The following is a 15838-nucleotide window of genomic DNA, read 5'->3' on the forward strand; positions in this document are numbered from 1 at the left end:
CGATGGCAAAGCTGTGGAGCGGGCTGTTTGCCCGGGTGCGGTTTGTGGCGCTGGGCGGGCGCTACGAGCGTTTTGTGAGCCGATGCGCCCAGGCGGGCATTCCGCTGGCCCGGCTGCGGCCGGTGCCCGGCGGTGTGCGCGGGGTCATACCCGCCCGCTACTACAAACAGGCGGCAGCGCAGGCCCGTCCCTGCCGCACCCGGCTTCGGGTGGAGCGGCGGCAGGGGCTCTGGTTTCGGCTGCGGCGCTACCGGGGCCGCTGGGGTCTTCTGTTGGGGCCGCTGGTCTTTGCGGTGGTGTTTGTTCTGATGCAGCAGATGGTATGGGCCATCCGTTACGATCCATCGCTGACTGCACAGCAGCAGTCCCGGATTCGGCAGGCGCTCTATTCCATGGATATTTACGAGGGGGCCTTTTTAAACCAGACCCGTCTGCGTCAGGCGGAAAAACAGATGCTGAACCAGAACGAGGATCTGGCATGGGTCTCGCTGAACCTTACCAGCGGCCGACTGGTGGTGGAGGCCGCACCCGCCCAGCCCCAGCCGCAGGTGGAGGGGAACGAAAGCGTGGATATGATTGCCCTTACCGATGGGCTGATTCTGGAGATGAATGTGCAGGAGGGCTTTGCGGCAAAGCAGCCGGGGCAGACGGTGGCGGCAGGAGAGGTGCTGGTTACCGCGGCAAAGGCCGACCGGAACGGCGCGCTGATTCCGGTACATGCCAAGGGCACAGTGCTGGCCAGATTCACCCGCAGCTATCAGTGCACCCAGCCGCTGGAATACCAGGCGCAGCTGCCCACCGGCAAAGTGTGGAGCCGGTTCAGCCTGCGGGCGGCGGGCCACCGGCTTGCGCTGCCCGCCCGCCAGCCCGGCGAGCAGGACCGCTGCACCGTCACCCACCATCCGCTCACGGTGCTGGGCTTTGCGCTGCCGGTCACAGTGGAGGAGCAGCTGGTGATGGAACGGCAGACCGAAACCGTGCACCTTAACTATCAGCAGGCGCAGGACAAAGCCCGCCTTGCCTGCCTGCGCCAGCTGTTCCGGGATTTTCCGGACGCACAGCTTCTGAGTCAGCAGCAGGAGGTTGCAAAGTCGGAAAACGGGGTAACGGTTACGGTGATTCTTCAGGTTGAGGCGAACATTGCGTCGGCCGGGCAGGTGTGAAAGGACACAAGAAAAATTTTGTTGATTTTTAACAGTTCCATTGCAAAAATTTTGTGATATAATTACTGATGAAATACTATGCGCAATTCTGTTAAAATGCAGGATTTGGGCAAAAATACAGCAAAAACAAACAAAAGAGCAGGTGTACAATGGCCGAAAAACTGATTGAACTGAACAGTGTGGACACGGCGCTCGCCATCTTTGGCAGCTGCGACGAAAACATCCGTTTGCTGGAGGGCGAATTTGGAATTACCGCGGTGTGCCGCGGCACCCAGATCAAGTTCACCGGCGAGCCGGAGGGCGTGGCGGCGGCGGGCCGTGCGGTGGATGCGATGCTCACACTGCTGGAAAATCATACCCCCCTGGAGGAGCAGACGGTGCGCTATTGCATCAGCCTGGCCGGCGCAGGGGAGGAGAGCCGGGTGCAGGAGCTCACCGAGGACTTTGTGGCCATTACGGCCAAGGGCCGGCCGGTGCGCCCCAAGACTCTGGGCCAGAAGGAATACCTGAATTCCATTCGAAAAAACGCCATCACCTTCGGTGTGGGCCCCGCCGGTACCGGCAAGACCTATCTGGCGGTTGCCATGGCGGTAAAGGCCTTCAAGAGCAAGGAGGTCACCCGTATCATCCTGACCCGCCCGGCGGTGGAAGCGGGCGAGAAGCTGGGCTTTCTGCCCGGCGATCTGCAGAACAAGGTGGATCCCTATCTGCGCCCGCTGTACGATGGCCTGTATGATATGCTGGGGCCCGAGACCTTCCAGAAGCTGCAGGAAAAGCAGAGCATCGAGGTGGCCCCGCTGGCTTACATGCGCGGCCGCACACTGGATGACGCCTTTATCATTCTGGATGAAGCCCAGAACACCAGCCCGGAGCAGATGAAGATGTTCCTCACCCGTATGGGCGTGGGCAGCAAGGTGGTGGTCACCGGCGACGTGACCCAGATCGACCTGCCGGACAAGGCCCGAAGTGGTCTGGTGGATGCGCTGAGCGTTTTGAAAAACGTGGAGGGCATTGGCCGGGTGTATTTCAGTGAGAAGGATGTGGTCCGCCACCGTCTGGTGCAGCAGATCGTAAAAGCATACGACCGGGCCGCCGCTGCGCGGTCCCGCAGGAATGGTTGATCCCATAGAACAGCGAGGAGAGAAGCTATGTCGAACAAAGTTTATATCACCAATCATCAGAAAGCCGTCAAAATTCCTTCCGGGCTGCGTATCCTGATCCGCCGCAGCTGCAATGCGGTGCTGGAATACGAGAAGTTCGAAGGTCCCGCCGAGATCAGCGTCACCTTTGTGGACAATGCAGCCATTCAGGAGCTGAACGCCCAGTACCGGGGCAAGGATATGCCCACCGACGTGCTCAGCTTCCCTCTGGGCGAAAACGGCGTGTATGACAAAAACGAGGACACCGGCGCCAGCCTGCTGGGCGACATTGTGATCTCCATGGAAAAGGCCATGGAGCAGGCCGAACTGTACGGCCATGCGCTGCAGCGCGAGGTGGCATTCCTGACGGTGCATTCCATGCTGCATCTGCTGGGCTACGACCATGAGGCCGGCGGTCTGGAGGCGGTGCGCATGCGGGAAAAGGAGGAGGCTGTGCTTGTCCAGCTGGGCCTGCCCCGCACCGTTTCCTATACCACCGATGAAATCTGAGCTGCGCCGCTTTCTGCGGGGCTTTCACTATGCAGCCAGCGGAGTATGGGCGGCTCTTCGCACCGAGCGCAATCTGCGCTTTCATCTGTGCGCGGCAGTATATGTGCTGCTGTTCAGCCGCTTTTATTCCTTCGGCCGGCTGGAATATGCGCTGCTGGTTCTCTGCATCGGCGGCGTGATGAGTCTGGAGCTTGCCAACAGTGCGGTGGAACGGGCTGTGGATCGGCCGGACGCCGAACATTGGGCTGCCGCCGGTCTTGCCAAGGATATGGCGGCGGGCGCAGTGCTGGTGTTCAGCATTGCCGCCGCCACGGTGGGCATTGCACTGTTCTGGCAGCCTGCCGTGCTGGCGGGCATTCCGGGCTGGCTGGCGGGCCATCCACTGGCACTGGCGCTGCTGGCGGCATCGCTGCCCTGCGCTGTGTGCTTTGTGCTGCAACCAAAAAAGAAAGGGTAACAAAACCGTGCAAACTTCTTCTGTATTCGTGGCCCTGGTGGGCCGTCCCAACGTGGGCAAATCCAGCCTGACCAATCGGCTGGTGGGTGAAAAGGTGGCCATCGTCACCTCCAAGCCCCAGACCACCCGCACCCGTATCACCGGCATTGTGACCCGCGGCCCGGTGCAGTATGTGCTGCTGGATACCCCTGGCGTGCACATTCCCCGCACCAAGCTGGGCGAGCGGATGAGCAAGGCCGCCAGCGATTCGGTGGCGGATGTGGATGTGAGCATGATGCTGTTCGAGCCCTACGGCGACTTCACCGAGGCCGAGCAGGCCATGCTGAAGGCGCTGAAGGCCAACGGTGGCCCCGCGCTGGCCGTGATCAACAAGACAGATACGCTGAAAAATGAGGCCGATCTGGAAATCCGCCGCCGCCAGCTGAGTGAGCTGGGCGTGTTCGATCAGGTACTGGCCACCAGTGTGCGGGAGGACAAAGGCTGCGAGGAGCTGTTCGATGTGCTGGCCCGCTACGCGGTGGAGGGCCCTCACTTCTTCCCGGATGATGCCTACACCGACATGCCGGAAAAGGCGCTGGTGAGCGAGATTCTGCGGGAAAAGATGCTTTTGAACCTGCGGGATGAGATCCCCCATGGCATCGCCGTCACGGTGGAGCGCTTTAAGGAGCGGCCGGACAAAAACATCATCGACATCGACGTGAATATCTACTGCGAGCGCAAGAGCCATAAGGGCATGGTCATCGGCAAGGGCGGCCAGATGCTGAAAAAGATCGCCAGCCAGGCCCGTCTGGACTGTGAGGATTTTCTGGGCGCCAAGGTGAACCTGCAGTGCTGGGTCAAGGTGAAGGATGACTGGCGCGATTCCGACTTCCTGCTCAACGACTTCGGCTTCAAGCAGACCAACTGACCGGCCATGGCAGCGGGAATGCAGCTGGTGACCCCGGGCCTTGTGCTGCGGGAGGTAAAAATCGGCGAGGCGGATCGGATTCTCACTGTGCTCACACCGGAGCTGGGAGTCATTTCGGTGTCCGCCAAGGGCAGCCTGCGGCTGAAAAGCAAGCTCTTCAGCGCCTGCGGGCTTTTTTGTTATTCGGAATTCACCCTTTTCGCGGGCAAGAACATGTATCTGGCGAACGACGCCCAGGTGAAAAAGGTGTTCTTCGGTCTGCACGAAAGCGTGGAGGCCATGGCGCTGGCCATGTATCTGGCCGAGCTGGCGCTCACCCTCTCGCCGGTGGGCGGGGAGGCCGAGGCGCTTCTGCGTCTTACATTGAACAGCCTGTATCTGATCAGCGAGGGCAAAAAGCCCCTGCCCCAGATCAAGGCTGTGTTCGAGCTGCGCGCGGTGTGCGAGGCCGGCTTCATGCCGGATCTGCTCTGCTGCCGCGGCTGCCAGAAATACGACGGCGGCGATTTTTATTTTGACGGGTCGGCCGGGCTGCTGCTGTGCGCGGACTGCGCGGCCAGGCAAAATAAAACCCCCAATCTGGACCCCGCCGCCCTGCTGGCGCTGCGCCACATTGCTCTGGTGGAGGACAAAAAGATTTTCAGCTTTTCCATCCCACCCAAGAGCATGGAGGCGCTGGGCCGGGTCACCGAGCGGTATGCCCTTCAGGTGCTGGACAAGCCCCTGAAAACACTGGATTTTGTGCATACCATGCTCAGCTGACCGGCGCGCCCGCTTTTTTGAAACATTTATGAGGAGCGATCCATGGAAAAAAGTTATCTGAAAACGCTGGAGCTGGAAAAGATTTTAAATCGGGCAGCCCAGCTTGCGGTCTGCCCGGAGGCGCGCACCCTGCTTCTGGAGCAGGACGCCTTCGAGACCGTGGAAGAGGTGCGGTACGCCCTCTCCCAGACCGATGCCATCAACAGCCTGCTGCTGAAGAACGGCAGTCCCCGGTTCGGTGGGGTGCAGGGTGTGGACAAGGTGGTAAACCGGGCTCTGAAAGGCGGTATCCTTTCGATGGCAGAGCTGCTGGAGGTGGCCGGTGCGCTGCGTAACTTCCAGAATCTGGTCAGCTGGTACCACATCACCGAGCACGATATGCTGCCGGTGGATGACCTGTTCTATGCACTGACCCCCCAGCCCACGCTGGAAAAGAACATCTCCAGCGCCATTCTGTCGCCGGAGGAAATGGCGGATACCGCCAGCAACACCCTGTTTGAAATCCGGCGCAAGATCCGGGCCATGGAAAATTCCATCCGGGATAAGCTGGATGCCATCATCAAAAACAGCACCACCAACAAGTTTTTGCAGGACGCGGTGGTTTCGCTGCGCAACGGCCGCTTCGTGGTGCCGGTCAAAGCCGAGTACCGGGGCGAAGTGGGCGGCGTCATCCACGATGTGTCCTCCAGCGGTTCCACCGTGTTCGTGGAGCCCACGGCAGTGGTGGAGGCCAACGCCAAAATCATGCAGCTGCGCAGCCAGGAGAAAAGCGAGATCGAGCGCATTCTGGCTGCTTTCACCGATCAGGTGGCCTCCATCGAGCCGGTGTTCAACTTCAGCTATCAGGCCATGCTGAACATCGACGTGCTGCTGGCCAAGGCCCGTCTGGCGCTGGAGCAGCAGGCATACATGCCCCAGGTGGCGGATGGCATGTGGTTCGATTTGAAAAAGGCCCGCCACCCCCTGATCGACAAGGACAAGGTGGTTCCGGTGGACGTGGCTCTGGGCAAGGAGTACGACACGCTGGTCATCACCGGCCCCAATACCGGCGGTAAAACCGTTACCCTGAAAACCGCGGGCCTTCTGTGCGCAATGGCCCAGCACGGCCTGCTGATCCCGGCCCACGAGCAGAGCACCGTCTGCGTGTTCAGCGAATATCTGGTGGACATCGGCGACGAGCAGAGCATCGAGCAGAGCCTGTCCACCTTCTCCGGCCACATGAAAAAGATCACCGGCATTCTGGACAACGCCTATAAAAACACGCTGGTTCTGCTGGACGAGCTGGGCGCGGGCACCGACCCTGCCGAGGGCGCGGCGCTGGCGGTGAGCATCATCGAGCAGCTGCGCATTCAGGGCGCCCTGATCATGGCCACCACCCACTATTCCGAGATGAAGGTGTTCGCGCTGGAGACCCCCGGCGTGATGAACGCCAGCTGTGAGTTCGACGTGGAGAGCCTGCGTCCCACCTATAAGCTGAGCGTGGGTGTGCCGGGCAAATCCAACGCCTTCCTGATCAGCGAAAAGCTGGGCGTGCCGCCTCGGGTGATTCAACGGGCCCAGACCCATCTGACCAATGATGACAAGCGGCTGGACAGTGTGCTGGCCCAGCTGGATGATCTGAAGCTGCAGTTGAAAGCCAGTCAGGATGAGGTGGAAAAGGCGAAAGCCGAAGCCGAGCACAAGCTGGAATCCGCCCGCAAGAAATACGACGCGCTGGTCAAGCAGGGCGAGACCGAGCTGGAAGCTGCACGCCTGAAGGCTCGGCAGATGGCCCAGCAGGTGCAGGACGAAGCATACCGGCTCACCGACGAGCTTCGCAAGCTGCAGAAGGACGAAAAGACCAGTGCGGCCCAGCGCGCCGCCCGGGCCCGGGAGATCGCCCGCAAGGAGACCGAGGGTCTGTACGGCAAAACCGACGTGGTGCACAACGTGGTTAAGGAGTTCGTGCCCCTGAAGCAGGTAAAGGTGGGTCAGGAGGTGGTCATTGCCGACATCGAGCAGACCGCCACCGTGATGAGCCTGCCGGACCGCAACGGGCTGGTGGAGGTGCGGGCAGGCATTTTGAAAACCAAGGTGCCGCTGAGTAACCTGAAAGCGCCGGACAAGCTGAAAAAGCCGGCGAACAACGGCAAACCCAAGCCCCAGCCCCGCAGCACCACCGTGCAGCGGGTACAGCGCAAGGCCAGCATGGAAATCAACCTGCTGGGAATGACCGTGGAAGAGGCCCTGATGGAGACGGATCAATTCATCGACCACGCGGTGATGAACGGCCAGACCATGGTGTATCTGATTCACGGCAAGGGAACCGGCGCGCTGCGCAAGGCCATCCATGCCCACCTGCGGGGCCACCGCAACGTGAAAAGCTTCCGTCTGGGCCAGTACGGCGAAGGCGAAGCCGGCGTGACCGTGGTGGAGCTGAAATAAGCCGAATTAAAACAATGAATAAAAGCGCCGGGCGCTGCTTTCCCAGAAGGGAGGCAGCGCCCGGCGCTTTGTTTGAAAAGACTCGGGATTAAAGGATAAGCGGGTGCGTAGCTTTAAGAAAATTGTGAAGCTCGTTTTTGGGCATGGGTCTGGCCAGAAAAAAGCCCTGCATATAGTCGCAGCCCAAACGTTCCAGCATACTGTATTGCGCCATGCTTTCCACGCCTTCGCCTATCACGGTAAAACCGAGCTCATGGAGCGCAGGAATCAGATTCTTTACCAGTGACGTATAGGAGGGAGAATGGGGCAGTGGATGGATAAACGCTTTGTCCAGCTTGATCGTGGAAAAGGGAAGAACGGCCAGATAACGCAGGCTGGAATAACCGGAGCCGAAATCATCCAGACTGAAGCTGACGCCCAGTGCACGGATCTGCTCCATGCGGCAGGCCAGCTGTTCCACGGAAGCAGCCGCCACGCTTTCGGTCAATTCCAGCTCCAGACGCTCAGGCCGCACACCGGTATGGTGCAGAATCTGCTCCAGCATGCGAAGAAACTTCGGTCGATCCAGCTGAAGCGGTGAAAGGTTAACGTGCAGGGTGAGTGGAATTGCCTGCTCCTCCAGTTTGGCAAGCAAACAGCAGCCCTCCTCCAGCGCAAACTGCCCCAGCGCTGCAATGCGGTCAGTTTGTTCCGCCAAGGGGATAAAGTGTTCCGGTGGGACTGTTCCCAGAAGGGGATCATGCAGCCGGAGCAGTGCCTCGCAGCGGGAAAAACACCGGGCAGAAGCCTGCCAGATGGGCTGATAACAGAGGGAAAAACCGGCCTGAGCCGGTGGGAGCTGCAGCAGCCGCAACAAGCGGTCTCGTTTGCCAGTGGGAAGGGAATTGCCGCAGGGAGAAAGATTCATAGCGCTCAAATCCTCTTTTGCAGAATTAAACAGGTCTTTCAAAATTCACGGGAAAGGAAATCTGTTGTTTCGATTGTATCATATAACTCATATAAAAATCAATGATTATCATATATTTCTATCACTGTATTGGCCGGGCGTTTTCCGTTAGAATATACAAAAGAAGATTCAAAATGAGCTAAAGAAGGACGAACAATTGAACAAGAACATCGACCCGAGGGTACGGGATGCGGCCGCGAGGTTACGTAAGATTCGGGAAATGAAGGGCCTTACACGGGAAAAATTCTGTGAGCCGTTGGGAGAAAACAGTGAATATTGGGGCCTGATTGAACGTGGGGAACAGGCCATCAGCCTTGTAAAGCTGTTGCAGGTATGTGAGGTCTATGGTATCCCCATTGAGAGTGTAATCCAGCTGAATTATGCAGAGGAAAATGACGAACAGCTGCGAATGAGGATCGGCGAGCTGTTGCAGCAGTGCCATGGCCGTCAACTGGAGGTCGTGAAAAAATTCATCCAGGACATTGCTTTGAGTCTATGAATAGACGGGGGCAGACAAAAATAAAAGAAAAAACCGGAGGGACCGCCTGTGTTGCAGGGGTCCTCCGGTTTTGTTTTGGGGCAAAAATCCTCTGTTCAGTTGCCGTCGGATTCCCGAATCAGCAGCACCGACTCATAGGGGCGCAGCGTCCAGTCGGCGCTGGGGGCGCTGTCGCCGTAGTTGGACAGCAGAACCCGGTAGCCTTCCAGCGACATCGGACAGTGCCAGCGGCAGCCGGCCCGGTAGAAGTTGTTCACGCACAAAAGGCTCTGCCCCTTGTATTCCCGCCGGTAGGCCAGCACCGAGGGATGCTTCTGGTCCACCGGCGCAAAATCGCCGTAGGCAAACACATCGTATTCCTTGCGCAGGAGGATCAGCGCCTTGTAGTAGGCGAAGATGGAATCCGGGTCATCCACCTGACTGGCGGCGTTGATGCGGCTGGTGTTGGGATTTACCCCAATCCAGGGAGTGCCGGTGGTGAAGCCGCCGTTTTCCCCGGCGGTCCACTGCATGGGCGTGCGGCTGTTGTCCCGGGAGTGGATTTTCAGAATGTTGTAAACGCTCTCCTCGGAAAGGCCTTTGTCCCGCAGAATCTGGAAATGATTCAGGCTCTCCACATCCCGGTACTGATCCAGCCGGGTGAAGCCCGCGTTGGTCATGCCCAGCTCCTCACCCTGATACACATAGGGAGTACCCCGCAGACCATGGATTACGCCCGCCAGCATCTTGGCGGATTCCTTCCAGTATTCGCCCTCGTCGCCGAAGCGGGAGACCACACGGGGCTGGTCATGATTGCACCAGAATACCGCATTCCAGGCGTTGTGGGCAGCCATGCCCTCCTGCCAGGAGAAAAGCAGCTCCTTCAGGCGGCCAAAGTCTGCCGGAACGATCACCCATTTCTCATTGCCCATGAAGTCCACCTTCAGATGGTGGAAGGAGAACACCATGGAAAGCTCGCCGCAGTCCGCGCCGGCGTACCGAAAGCAGTTCTCCATGGAGGTGGAGGACATCTCGCCCACGGTCACAATCTCCGGGTCCTGGCCGAAGCTTTCCCTGTTGAGCTCCTGCAAAAACTCGTGGATGCGGGGGCCGTCGGTGTAGAAGCGGCGGCCGTCACCCAGCTCGTCGTCGGCGTATTCGCCCTTGCTGATCAGATTCACCACGTCGAAGCGGAAGCCCTTCACGCCCTTGTCCATCCAGAAACGGACGATCTGCTGTACCTCGCGGCGCACGGCCGGGTTTTCCCAGTTCAGATCCGCCTGGGTTTTATCAAACAGGTGAAGGTAATACTTGCCCACCTGCGGCGCATATTCCCAGGCGCTGCCGCCGAACTTGCTCTGCCAGTTGGTGGGGGCGCTGCCGTCCGGCCGGGCGGGGCGGAAGATGTAGTAGTCCTGATACACCGGGTCTCCGGCCAGAGCCTTCTGGAACCAGATGTGCTCGGTGGAGGTGTGGTTGAACACCATGTCCAGCATCAGGCGGATGCCCCGCTGCTCGGCTTGCCGGGCCAGCTCCTCAAAGTCCTCCATGGTGCCGTAGCGGGGATCGATGGTTCGGTAGTCCGCCACGTCGTAGCCGTTGTCGTTCTGGGGAGAAACGAAGAAGGGTGTCAGCCAGATGTAGTCCACACCCAGCTCCTTCAGGTAATCCAGCTTTTGGGCTACGCCCCGCAGCTCGCCCAGGCCGTCGCAGTTGGTGTCCAGAAAGGACTTGGGGTAAATTTGATATACAACACTTTTTTTGAAATCCTGCATAAAAAACGCCTCACTCAAAGCGGATGATGGGGGTGGTGCCGGCCTGTGCGTCCATGCCGGTCTCGAAGGAAAGGGTGCGCCCGGCGGCTTCCGGTACCACCACAGCGGTGATGGTGGGATGCCCGGCGGCGCGGATTTTGTCCAGATCAAAGGAGATGAGCTTGTCGCCGGTTTTCACCCGGTCGCCCACCTTCACATGAAGCTCGAAGCCGTCGCCCTTCATGGCCACGGTATCCATGCCCACATGGATCAGCAGCTCCATGCCGTTGTCCAGGGTCAGGCCGCAGGCGTGCTTGCTGTCCTCAATCACAGAGGATACGGTGGCGTCGGCGGGAGCCACCACGGAGTTGCCGGTGGGATCGATGCCCACGCCCTCGCCCAGAATGCCCTGAGAAAAGACCTGATCGGGGATTTCGGCCAGGGGGATTACCTTGCCGGAGAGGGGAGCCACCAGCAGATTCCGGGAAGGAGCCGCTTCCGGCTCGTTTGCGGGAACGGTCTCTGCGGCGGGAGCTTCAGTAAGGCCCCGGTCAGCAGGGGAAAGGCGGCGGCTGCCCACGGCGATGGTCAGACCGAAGGGAATCACAATGGCAGCGGCCATCGCAATCAGGAAGCCCAGCCAGTACTGGGGCTTGATGGAGAGAATGCCGGGCAGACCGCCCACACCGATGGAGTAGGCCTCCACCTGAAAGCTGGTGGCAATCACCGCCGCCACCGAGGAGCCGATCATGCCGCACACCAGCGGGAAGCCGTTTTTCAGGTTGACGCCGAACAGGGCGGGCTCGGTCACGCCCAGATAGCAGGAGATGCAGGCAGGGATGTTCACCTGCTGGGCCCGCTCGTTCTTCTTCTGCAGCACCGACATGGCCAGCACAGCGGAGCCCTGCGCAATGTTGGAAAGGGCGATCATGGGCCACAGGATGGTGCCCTGATACAGATTCACCAGCTGGGAGTCGATGGCGTTGGTCATGTGGTGCAGGCCGGTCATTACGATCGGGGCGTAAATCAGGCCGAACACCGCGGCAAACAGCCATTTTACCTGAGAGGTCAGGCCCATGTAGACCACGGCCGCAATGGCGTCGCCAATCTTCCAGCCGATAGGGCCCACGATGGTGTGGGCGATGACCACGGCAGGAACCAGAGAACAGAAGGGAACCACGATCATGCGCACCACTTCCGGGCAGTGCTTTTGCCAGAACCGCTCCAGATAAACCAGAACAAAGCCCGCCAGCATGGCCGAGATCACCTGACCCTGATAGCCGATCATGGAGACCTGAGCAAAGCCGAAGTCCCAGACGGGAATTTCCGTGGCGGTGGCCACCGAGAAGCCGTTCAGCAGCTGGGGCGATACCAGCGTAAGGCCCAGCACGATGCCAAGAATCTGGGTGGTGCCCATCTTCTTGGTGATGGACCAGACGATGCCCACCGGCAGCATGTGGAACACCGCTTCACCAATGAGCCACAGAAAATTGTAAACGCCGGACCAGAACTGAGAAATGTCAGCCAGGCTCTGGGTGCCGTTTGCGAAGAAGTTGATTTCACCGATGATGTTGCGGAAGCCCAAAATCAAACCGCCGCAGATCAGAGCCGGAATGATGGGGGCGAAAATCTCGCCCAGAGTACCCACAATGCGCTGCGCCAGCGACTGATTGCTGGCTGCCGCTGCCTTCACCGCATCCTTGCTCACGCCTTCAATCCCGGCAAAAGCAGTGAACTGATTGTAAAAATCCGCCACATCGTTGCCGATGATCACCTGAAACTGGCCCGCCTGCGTGAAGGTGCCCTTCACCGAGGGCAGCGCCTCGATCTTGTCGGTTTCGGCCTTGGCCGGGTCCACCAGAACAAAGCGCATCCGGGTCATGCAGTGGGACACCGCCCGAATGTTTTCCTTGCCACCGATGTGCTGCAAAAGAGCTTTCACGTCGGCCTGATAATTCGCCATGGTGTGTTCCTCCTCAAAGTTCTGTGTTGCCGGGCGTTTTGCACCCGTTTCTTTCTGCATCTTCAGAATAACACACTTGTTTAAACAAGTAAATAAGGCAAAAGGCCGAAGCTCTGCTCCCATTTTTGGGCAGATATACGATTTGCCCGGTAACAGGGAACAGCGACTTGACGGGGTAAAAAATGGGCGATATAATATTATATTCAAATGTTCAAACAAGTGAGGGAGACTATGCCGCGCCAGAAATTTTTGCAGATCTATTCACAGCTGAAGCAGCGAATTGAATCCGGGCAATATCCGGTGGGCCAGCTGCTCCCTTCGGAAAATACCCTGATTGGGGAGTTTGACTGTTCCCGCAACACGGTGCGCCGGGCCATCTCGGAGCTGGTGCGGGATGGCTATGTCCAGACTCGGCAGGGCTGGGGCGTGTGCAACATCTTCCAGCCCATTGAGCATTCCTCCTACACCATGGGTATGATCGAGTCCTTCCGGGAAACGGCCCGCCGTACCGGTCAGACCAGTACCACCCGGGTGGTGGCTTTCGACACCTGCGTGGCGAATGAAGCCATTGCTGCTCAGACCGGTTTTCCGGTGGGGGAGGAACTGTTTTCCTTGCAGCGTATTCACGATCTGGATGGCGTGGCCCGCATTCTGAACATCAGCTATCTGCGGCGCAGCTGCATGCCCGGGCTCACCCGCCAGATTGCCGAGGGCTCGCTGTATCGCTATCTGGAAGAGGAGCTGGGCATGTCCATCATTACCAGCAAGCGAACCTTTACGGTGGAGCTGGCCACCCCGCAGGATCGGCAGTGGCTGGAGCTGGGCGAGTACAACTGCCTTGCAGTGGTGGCGAACCAGGTGTACAACAGCGAGGGCGTCATGTTTGAGTATACCCAGTCCCGGCATTATCCCGGCAGTTTCCGCTTTCAGGATAATGCGGTACGCCGCCCGGCGGAATCCTGAACAAAATCACAAAACGCTCCTGCAGCTGTGCGTAAAGACAGCTGCAGGGGCGTTTTTACGTGTAAAAAGGGGCGGTGCCAGAAGCGGCACCGCCCTTTATGAAGCATTGCTTACTTGTTCTTGCTCTTGATGTACTCGTCGATGGCCTTGGCAGCATGCTTACCAGCGCCCATGGCGAGAATAACGGTGGCAGCACCGGTCACGGCGTCGCCGCCGGCGTACACGCCCTCACGGCTGGTCAGACCGTCGTCGCCGTTGGTCACGATGCAGCCGTGACGGTTGGTTTCCAGACCGGGAGTGGTGGAACGGATCAGCGGGTTCGGGCTGGTACCGATGGACATGATCATGGTGTCCACATCCAGCACGAAATTGCTGTCCTTCTTCTCCACGGGGCGGCGGCGGCCGCTGTCATCGGGCTCGCCCAGCTCCATCTCCACGCATTCCATACCAGTCACGCAGCCGTTCTCGTCACCCAAAACGCGCACGGGATTGGTGAGCAGCTTGAAGATGATGCCCTCTTCCTCGGCATGCTCCACCTCTTCCTTACGGGCGGGCAGCTCTTCCATGCCGCGGCGGTACACGATGTACACATTCTCGGCACCCAGACGCTTGGCGCTGCGAGCAGCGTCCATGGCCACGTTGCCGCCGCCTACAACGGCTACGTTCTTGCTCTTCTTGATGGGGGTCTTGCTGCCTTCCTTGTAAGCCTTCATCAGGTTTACGCGGGTCAGGTACTCGTTGGCGGAGTACACGCCCTTCAGGCTCTCGCCGGGGATGCCCATGAACCGGGGCAGACCGGCGCCGGAAGCCACATACACGGCCTCGTAGCCGTAGTCGTGCATCAGCTCGTCGATGGTCAGTACCTTACCGATGACCATGTTGGTCTCGATGTCCACGCCCATGGCCTGCAGGCCTTCGATCTCGTTCTGCACAATGGCCTTGGGCAGACGGAACTCGGGAATGCCGTACACCAGCACGCCGCCTGCCAGATGCAGAGCTTCGTACACGGTGACCTTGTAGCCCAGCTTGGCCAGATCGCCGGCGGCAGTCAGGCCGCTGGGGCCGGCACCGATGATGGCCACCTTATGACCGTTGGATTCGGGAACGGTGGGGGCGGCGGTGTTGTGCTCACGGTGCCAGTCGGCAACAAAGCGCTCCAGACGGCCGATGCCCACGCTCTCGCCCTTGATGCCGCGCACGCACTTGCCTTCGCACTGAGTCTCCTGCGGGCAGACGCGGCCGCAAACCGCGGGCAGCGCGCTGGAAGCGCTCAGCACCTGATAGGCACCCTCAAAATCCTCTTCCGCCACCTTGGCGATGAAGCTGGGAATGTCGATGCCAACCGGGCAGCCGGTCTGGCAGGGCTTGTTCTTGCAGCCCAGGCAGCGCTTGGCTTCGTTGACTGCCATCTCGGGAGTGTAGCCCAGAGCTACCTCCTTGAAGTTTTTGTTCCGAACGTTGGGATCCTGGCTGGGCATGGGGCAGCGCTTGGGATCCATATTATGCAATGCCATTTTCGGGTTCCTCCCAATTGTTTTTCAATTTCCTGACGATAAAGAGTTTTTCTGTACGCGAAATTACTGCACGTTCTTCTTGAACAGGTTGCAGTGCTCCTCACGGGCGTGAGTCTCGAATTCCTTGTACATGTTGCCGCGCTGCATGGCCTCGTCGAAGTCCACGAGATAGCCGTCGAAGTCAGGGCCGTCCACGCAGGCGAACTTGGTCTCGCCGCCCACGGTCAGGCGGCAGCCGCCGCACATGCCGGTGCCGTCGATCATGATGGGGTTCATAGACACAACGGTCTTCACATCGTACTTCTTGGTGGTCAGGCAAACGAACTTCATCATGACCAGAGGTCCGATGGCGATCACTTCGTCGTAGTTCTCACCGCTCTTGATCAGCTCTTCCAGCGGAGCGGTAACCACGCCCTTCTGGCCGTGGCTGCCGTCGTCGGTCATCATGACCAGCTTGTCGCTGCAGGCGGCAAACTCGTCCTCCAGAATCACCAGATCCTTGTTGCGGAAGCCCACGATGCTGTGCACTTCGCAGCCCAGCTCATGCAGCTTCTTGGCAATGGGGTAGGCAATGGCGCAGCCCACGCCGCCGCCCACAACGGCCACCTTTTTCAGACCGTCCAGATGGCTGGCAACGCCCAGAGGGCCAACGAAGTCGTGTACGCTCTCGCCCTCGCGCAGCTCGTTCAGCTCCATGGTGGAACCGCCCACGATCTGGAAGATGATGGTCACGGTGCCCGCCTCACGGTCATAGTCCGCCACAGTCAGGGGAATACGCTCGGAATCCTCCTTGGCGCGCACGATGATGAACTGGCCGGGCTGGGCCTTCTTTGCCACCAGCGGTGCCTCAATCACCAG

Annotated in this window: 15 protein-coding genes; 10 read left to right on the forward strand and 5 right to left on the reverse strand. The window is 59.4% G+C overall.

Going from position 1 to position 15838, the window contains the following annotated elements; genetic code table 11:
- The first annotated feature begins 2 nt into the window (after positions 1-2).
- The 7 genes from ACESYO_RS14610 (at position 3) to ACESYO_RS14640 (ending at position 7362) form a co-directional block, all read left to right on the forward strand.
- Complete coding sequence (locus ACESYO_RS14610) at positions 3-1163, forward strand: sporulation protein YqfD (RefSeq protein WP_276871758.1); 1161 nt, start codon at positions 3-5, stop codon at positions 1161-1163.
- Between the two features lie 149 nt (positions 1164-1312).
- A complete protein-coding gene (locus tag ACESYO_RS14615) occupies positions 1313-2284 on the forward strand; it encodes a PhoH family protein (protein WP_058966360.1) in 972 nt (323 codons plus the stop codon).
- Between the two features lie 27 nt (positions 2285-2311).
- Positions 2312-2812, forward strand: coding sequence for an rRNA maturation RNase YbeY (ybeY, locus tag ACESYO_RS14620; protein ID WP_058966358.1), 501 nt, complete (start codon positions 2312-2314; stop codon positions 2810-2812).
- Positions 2802-3269, forward strand: coding sequence for a diacylglycerol kinase family protein (locus ACESYO_RS14625; protein WP_373210582.1), 468 nt, complete (start codon positions 2802-2804; stop codon positions 3267-3269). Before ybeY ends, ACESYO_RS14625 begins: the two co-directional genes overlap by 11 nt.
- A 7-nt stretch (positions 3270-3276) precedes the next feature.
- On the forward strand, positions 3277-4176 hold the full coding sequence (gene era / locus ACESYO_RS14630) for a GTPase Era (RefSeq protein ID WP_370827198.1): 900 nt from the start codon (positions 3277-3279) through the stop codon (positions 4174-4176).
- A 6-nt stretch (positions 4177-4182) separates the two neighbouring features.
- Entirely contained in the window at positions 4183-4938 is a 756-nt protein-coding gene (gene recO / locus ACESYO_RS14635; protein WP_289600740.1) for a DNA repair protein RecO, read from the forward strand.
- Between the two features lie 42 nt (positions 4939-4980).
- The gene (locus tag ACESYO_RS14640; protein WP_276871750.1) at positions 4981-7362 is read left to right on the forward strand and encodes an endonuclease MutS2; all 2382 of its coding nucleotides are present in this window, start codon (positions 4981-4983) and stop codon (positions 7360-7362) included.
- A gap of 88 nt (positions 7363-7450) precedes the next feature.
- Here ACESYO_RS14640 and ACESYO_RS14645 read toward each other — a convergent pair whose 3' ends face one another.
- Positions 7451-8218: an EAL domain-containing protein gene (locus ACESYO_RS14645; RefSeq protein WP_373210592.1), complete on the reverse strand. Its 768-nt coding sequence runs from the start codon at positions 8216-8218 to the stop codon at positions 7451-7453.
- Between ACESYO_RS14645 and ACESYO_RS14650 the strand changes: the two genes are divergently transcribed.
- Together ACESYO_RS14650 and ACESYO_RS14655 are read left to right on the forward strand one after the other, a co-directional pair.
- Positions 8102-8374 carry a hypothetical protein gene (locus ACESYO_RS14650; protein ID WP_283128523.1) on the forward strand — a complete coding sequence of 91 codons (273 nt, stop codon included), beginning with the start codon at positions 8102-8104 and terminating at the stop codon, positions 8372-8374. The genes ACESYO_RS14645 and ACESYO_RS14650 overlap by 117 nt on opposite strands.
- A 91-nt stretch (positions 8375-8465) precedes the next feature.
- Entirely contained in the window at positions 8466-8807 is a 342-nt protein-coding gene (locus ACESYO_RS14655; RefSeq protein WP_058966348.1) for a helix-turn-helix domain-containing protein, read from the forward strand.
- Positions 8808-8902: 95 nt separating this feature from the next.
- Here ACESYO_RS14655 and treC read toward each other — a convergent pair whose 3' ends face one another.
- Entirely contained in the window at positions 8903-10561 is a 1659-nt protein-coding gene (gene treC / locus ACESYO_RS14660) for an alpha,alpha-phosphotrehalase (protein ID WP_276871748.1), read from the reverse strand.
- A gap of 10 nt (positions 10562-10571) precedes the next feature.
- The gene (gene treP, locus ACESYO_RS14665; protein ID WP_283129513.1) at positions 10572-12503 is read right to left on the reverse strand and encodes a PTS system trehalose-specific EIIBC component; all 1932 of its coding nucleotides are present in this window, start codon (positions 12501-12503) and stop codon (positions 10572-10574) included.
- 249 nt (positions 12504-12752) lie between these two features.
- Between treP and ACESYO_RS14670 the strand changes: the two genes are divergently transcribed.
- A complete protein-coding gene (locus ACESYO_RS14670) occupies positions 12753-13466 on the forward strand; it encodes a GntR family transcriptional regulator (RefSeq protein WP_373210586.1) in 714 nt (237 codons plus the stop codon).
- A 110-nt stretch (positions 13467-13576) separates the two neighbouring features.
- Here ACESYO_RS14670 and gltA read toward each other — a convergent pair whose 3' ends face one another.
- Positions 13577-14980: an NADPH-dependent glutamate synthase gene (gltA, locus tag ACESYO_RS14675; protein WP_373210588.1), complete on the reverse strand. Its 1404-nt coding sequence runs from the start codon at positions 14978-14980 to the stop codon at positions 13577-13579.
- Between the two features lie 63 nt (positions 14981-15043).
- A partial coding sequence (locus ACESYO_RS14680; RefSeq protein WP_373210590.1) for a sulfide/dihydroorotate dehydrogenase-like FAD/NAD-binding protein occupies positions 15044-15838 on the reverse strand: 795 nt, incomplete at its 5' end.

The organism is Allofournierella massiliensis, from assembly GCF_964241245.1.
In the GTDB taxonomy this organism is placed as follows: domain Bacteria; phylum Bacillota; class Clostridia; order Oscillospirales; family Ruminococcaceae; genus Allofournierella; species Allofournierella massiliensis.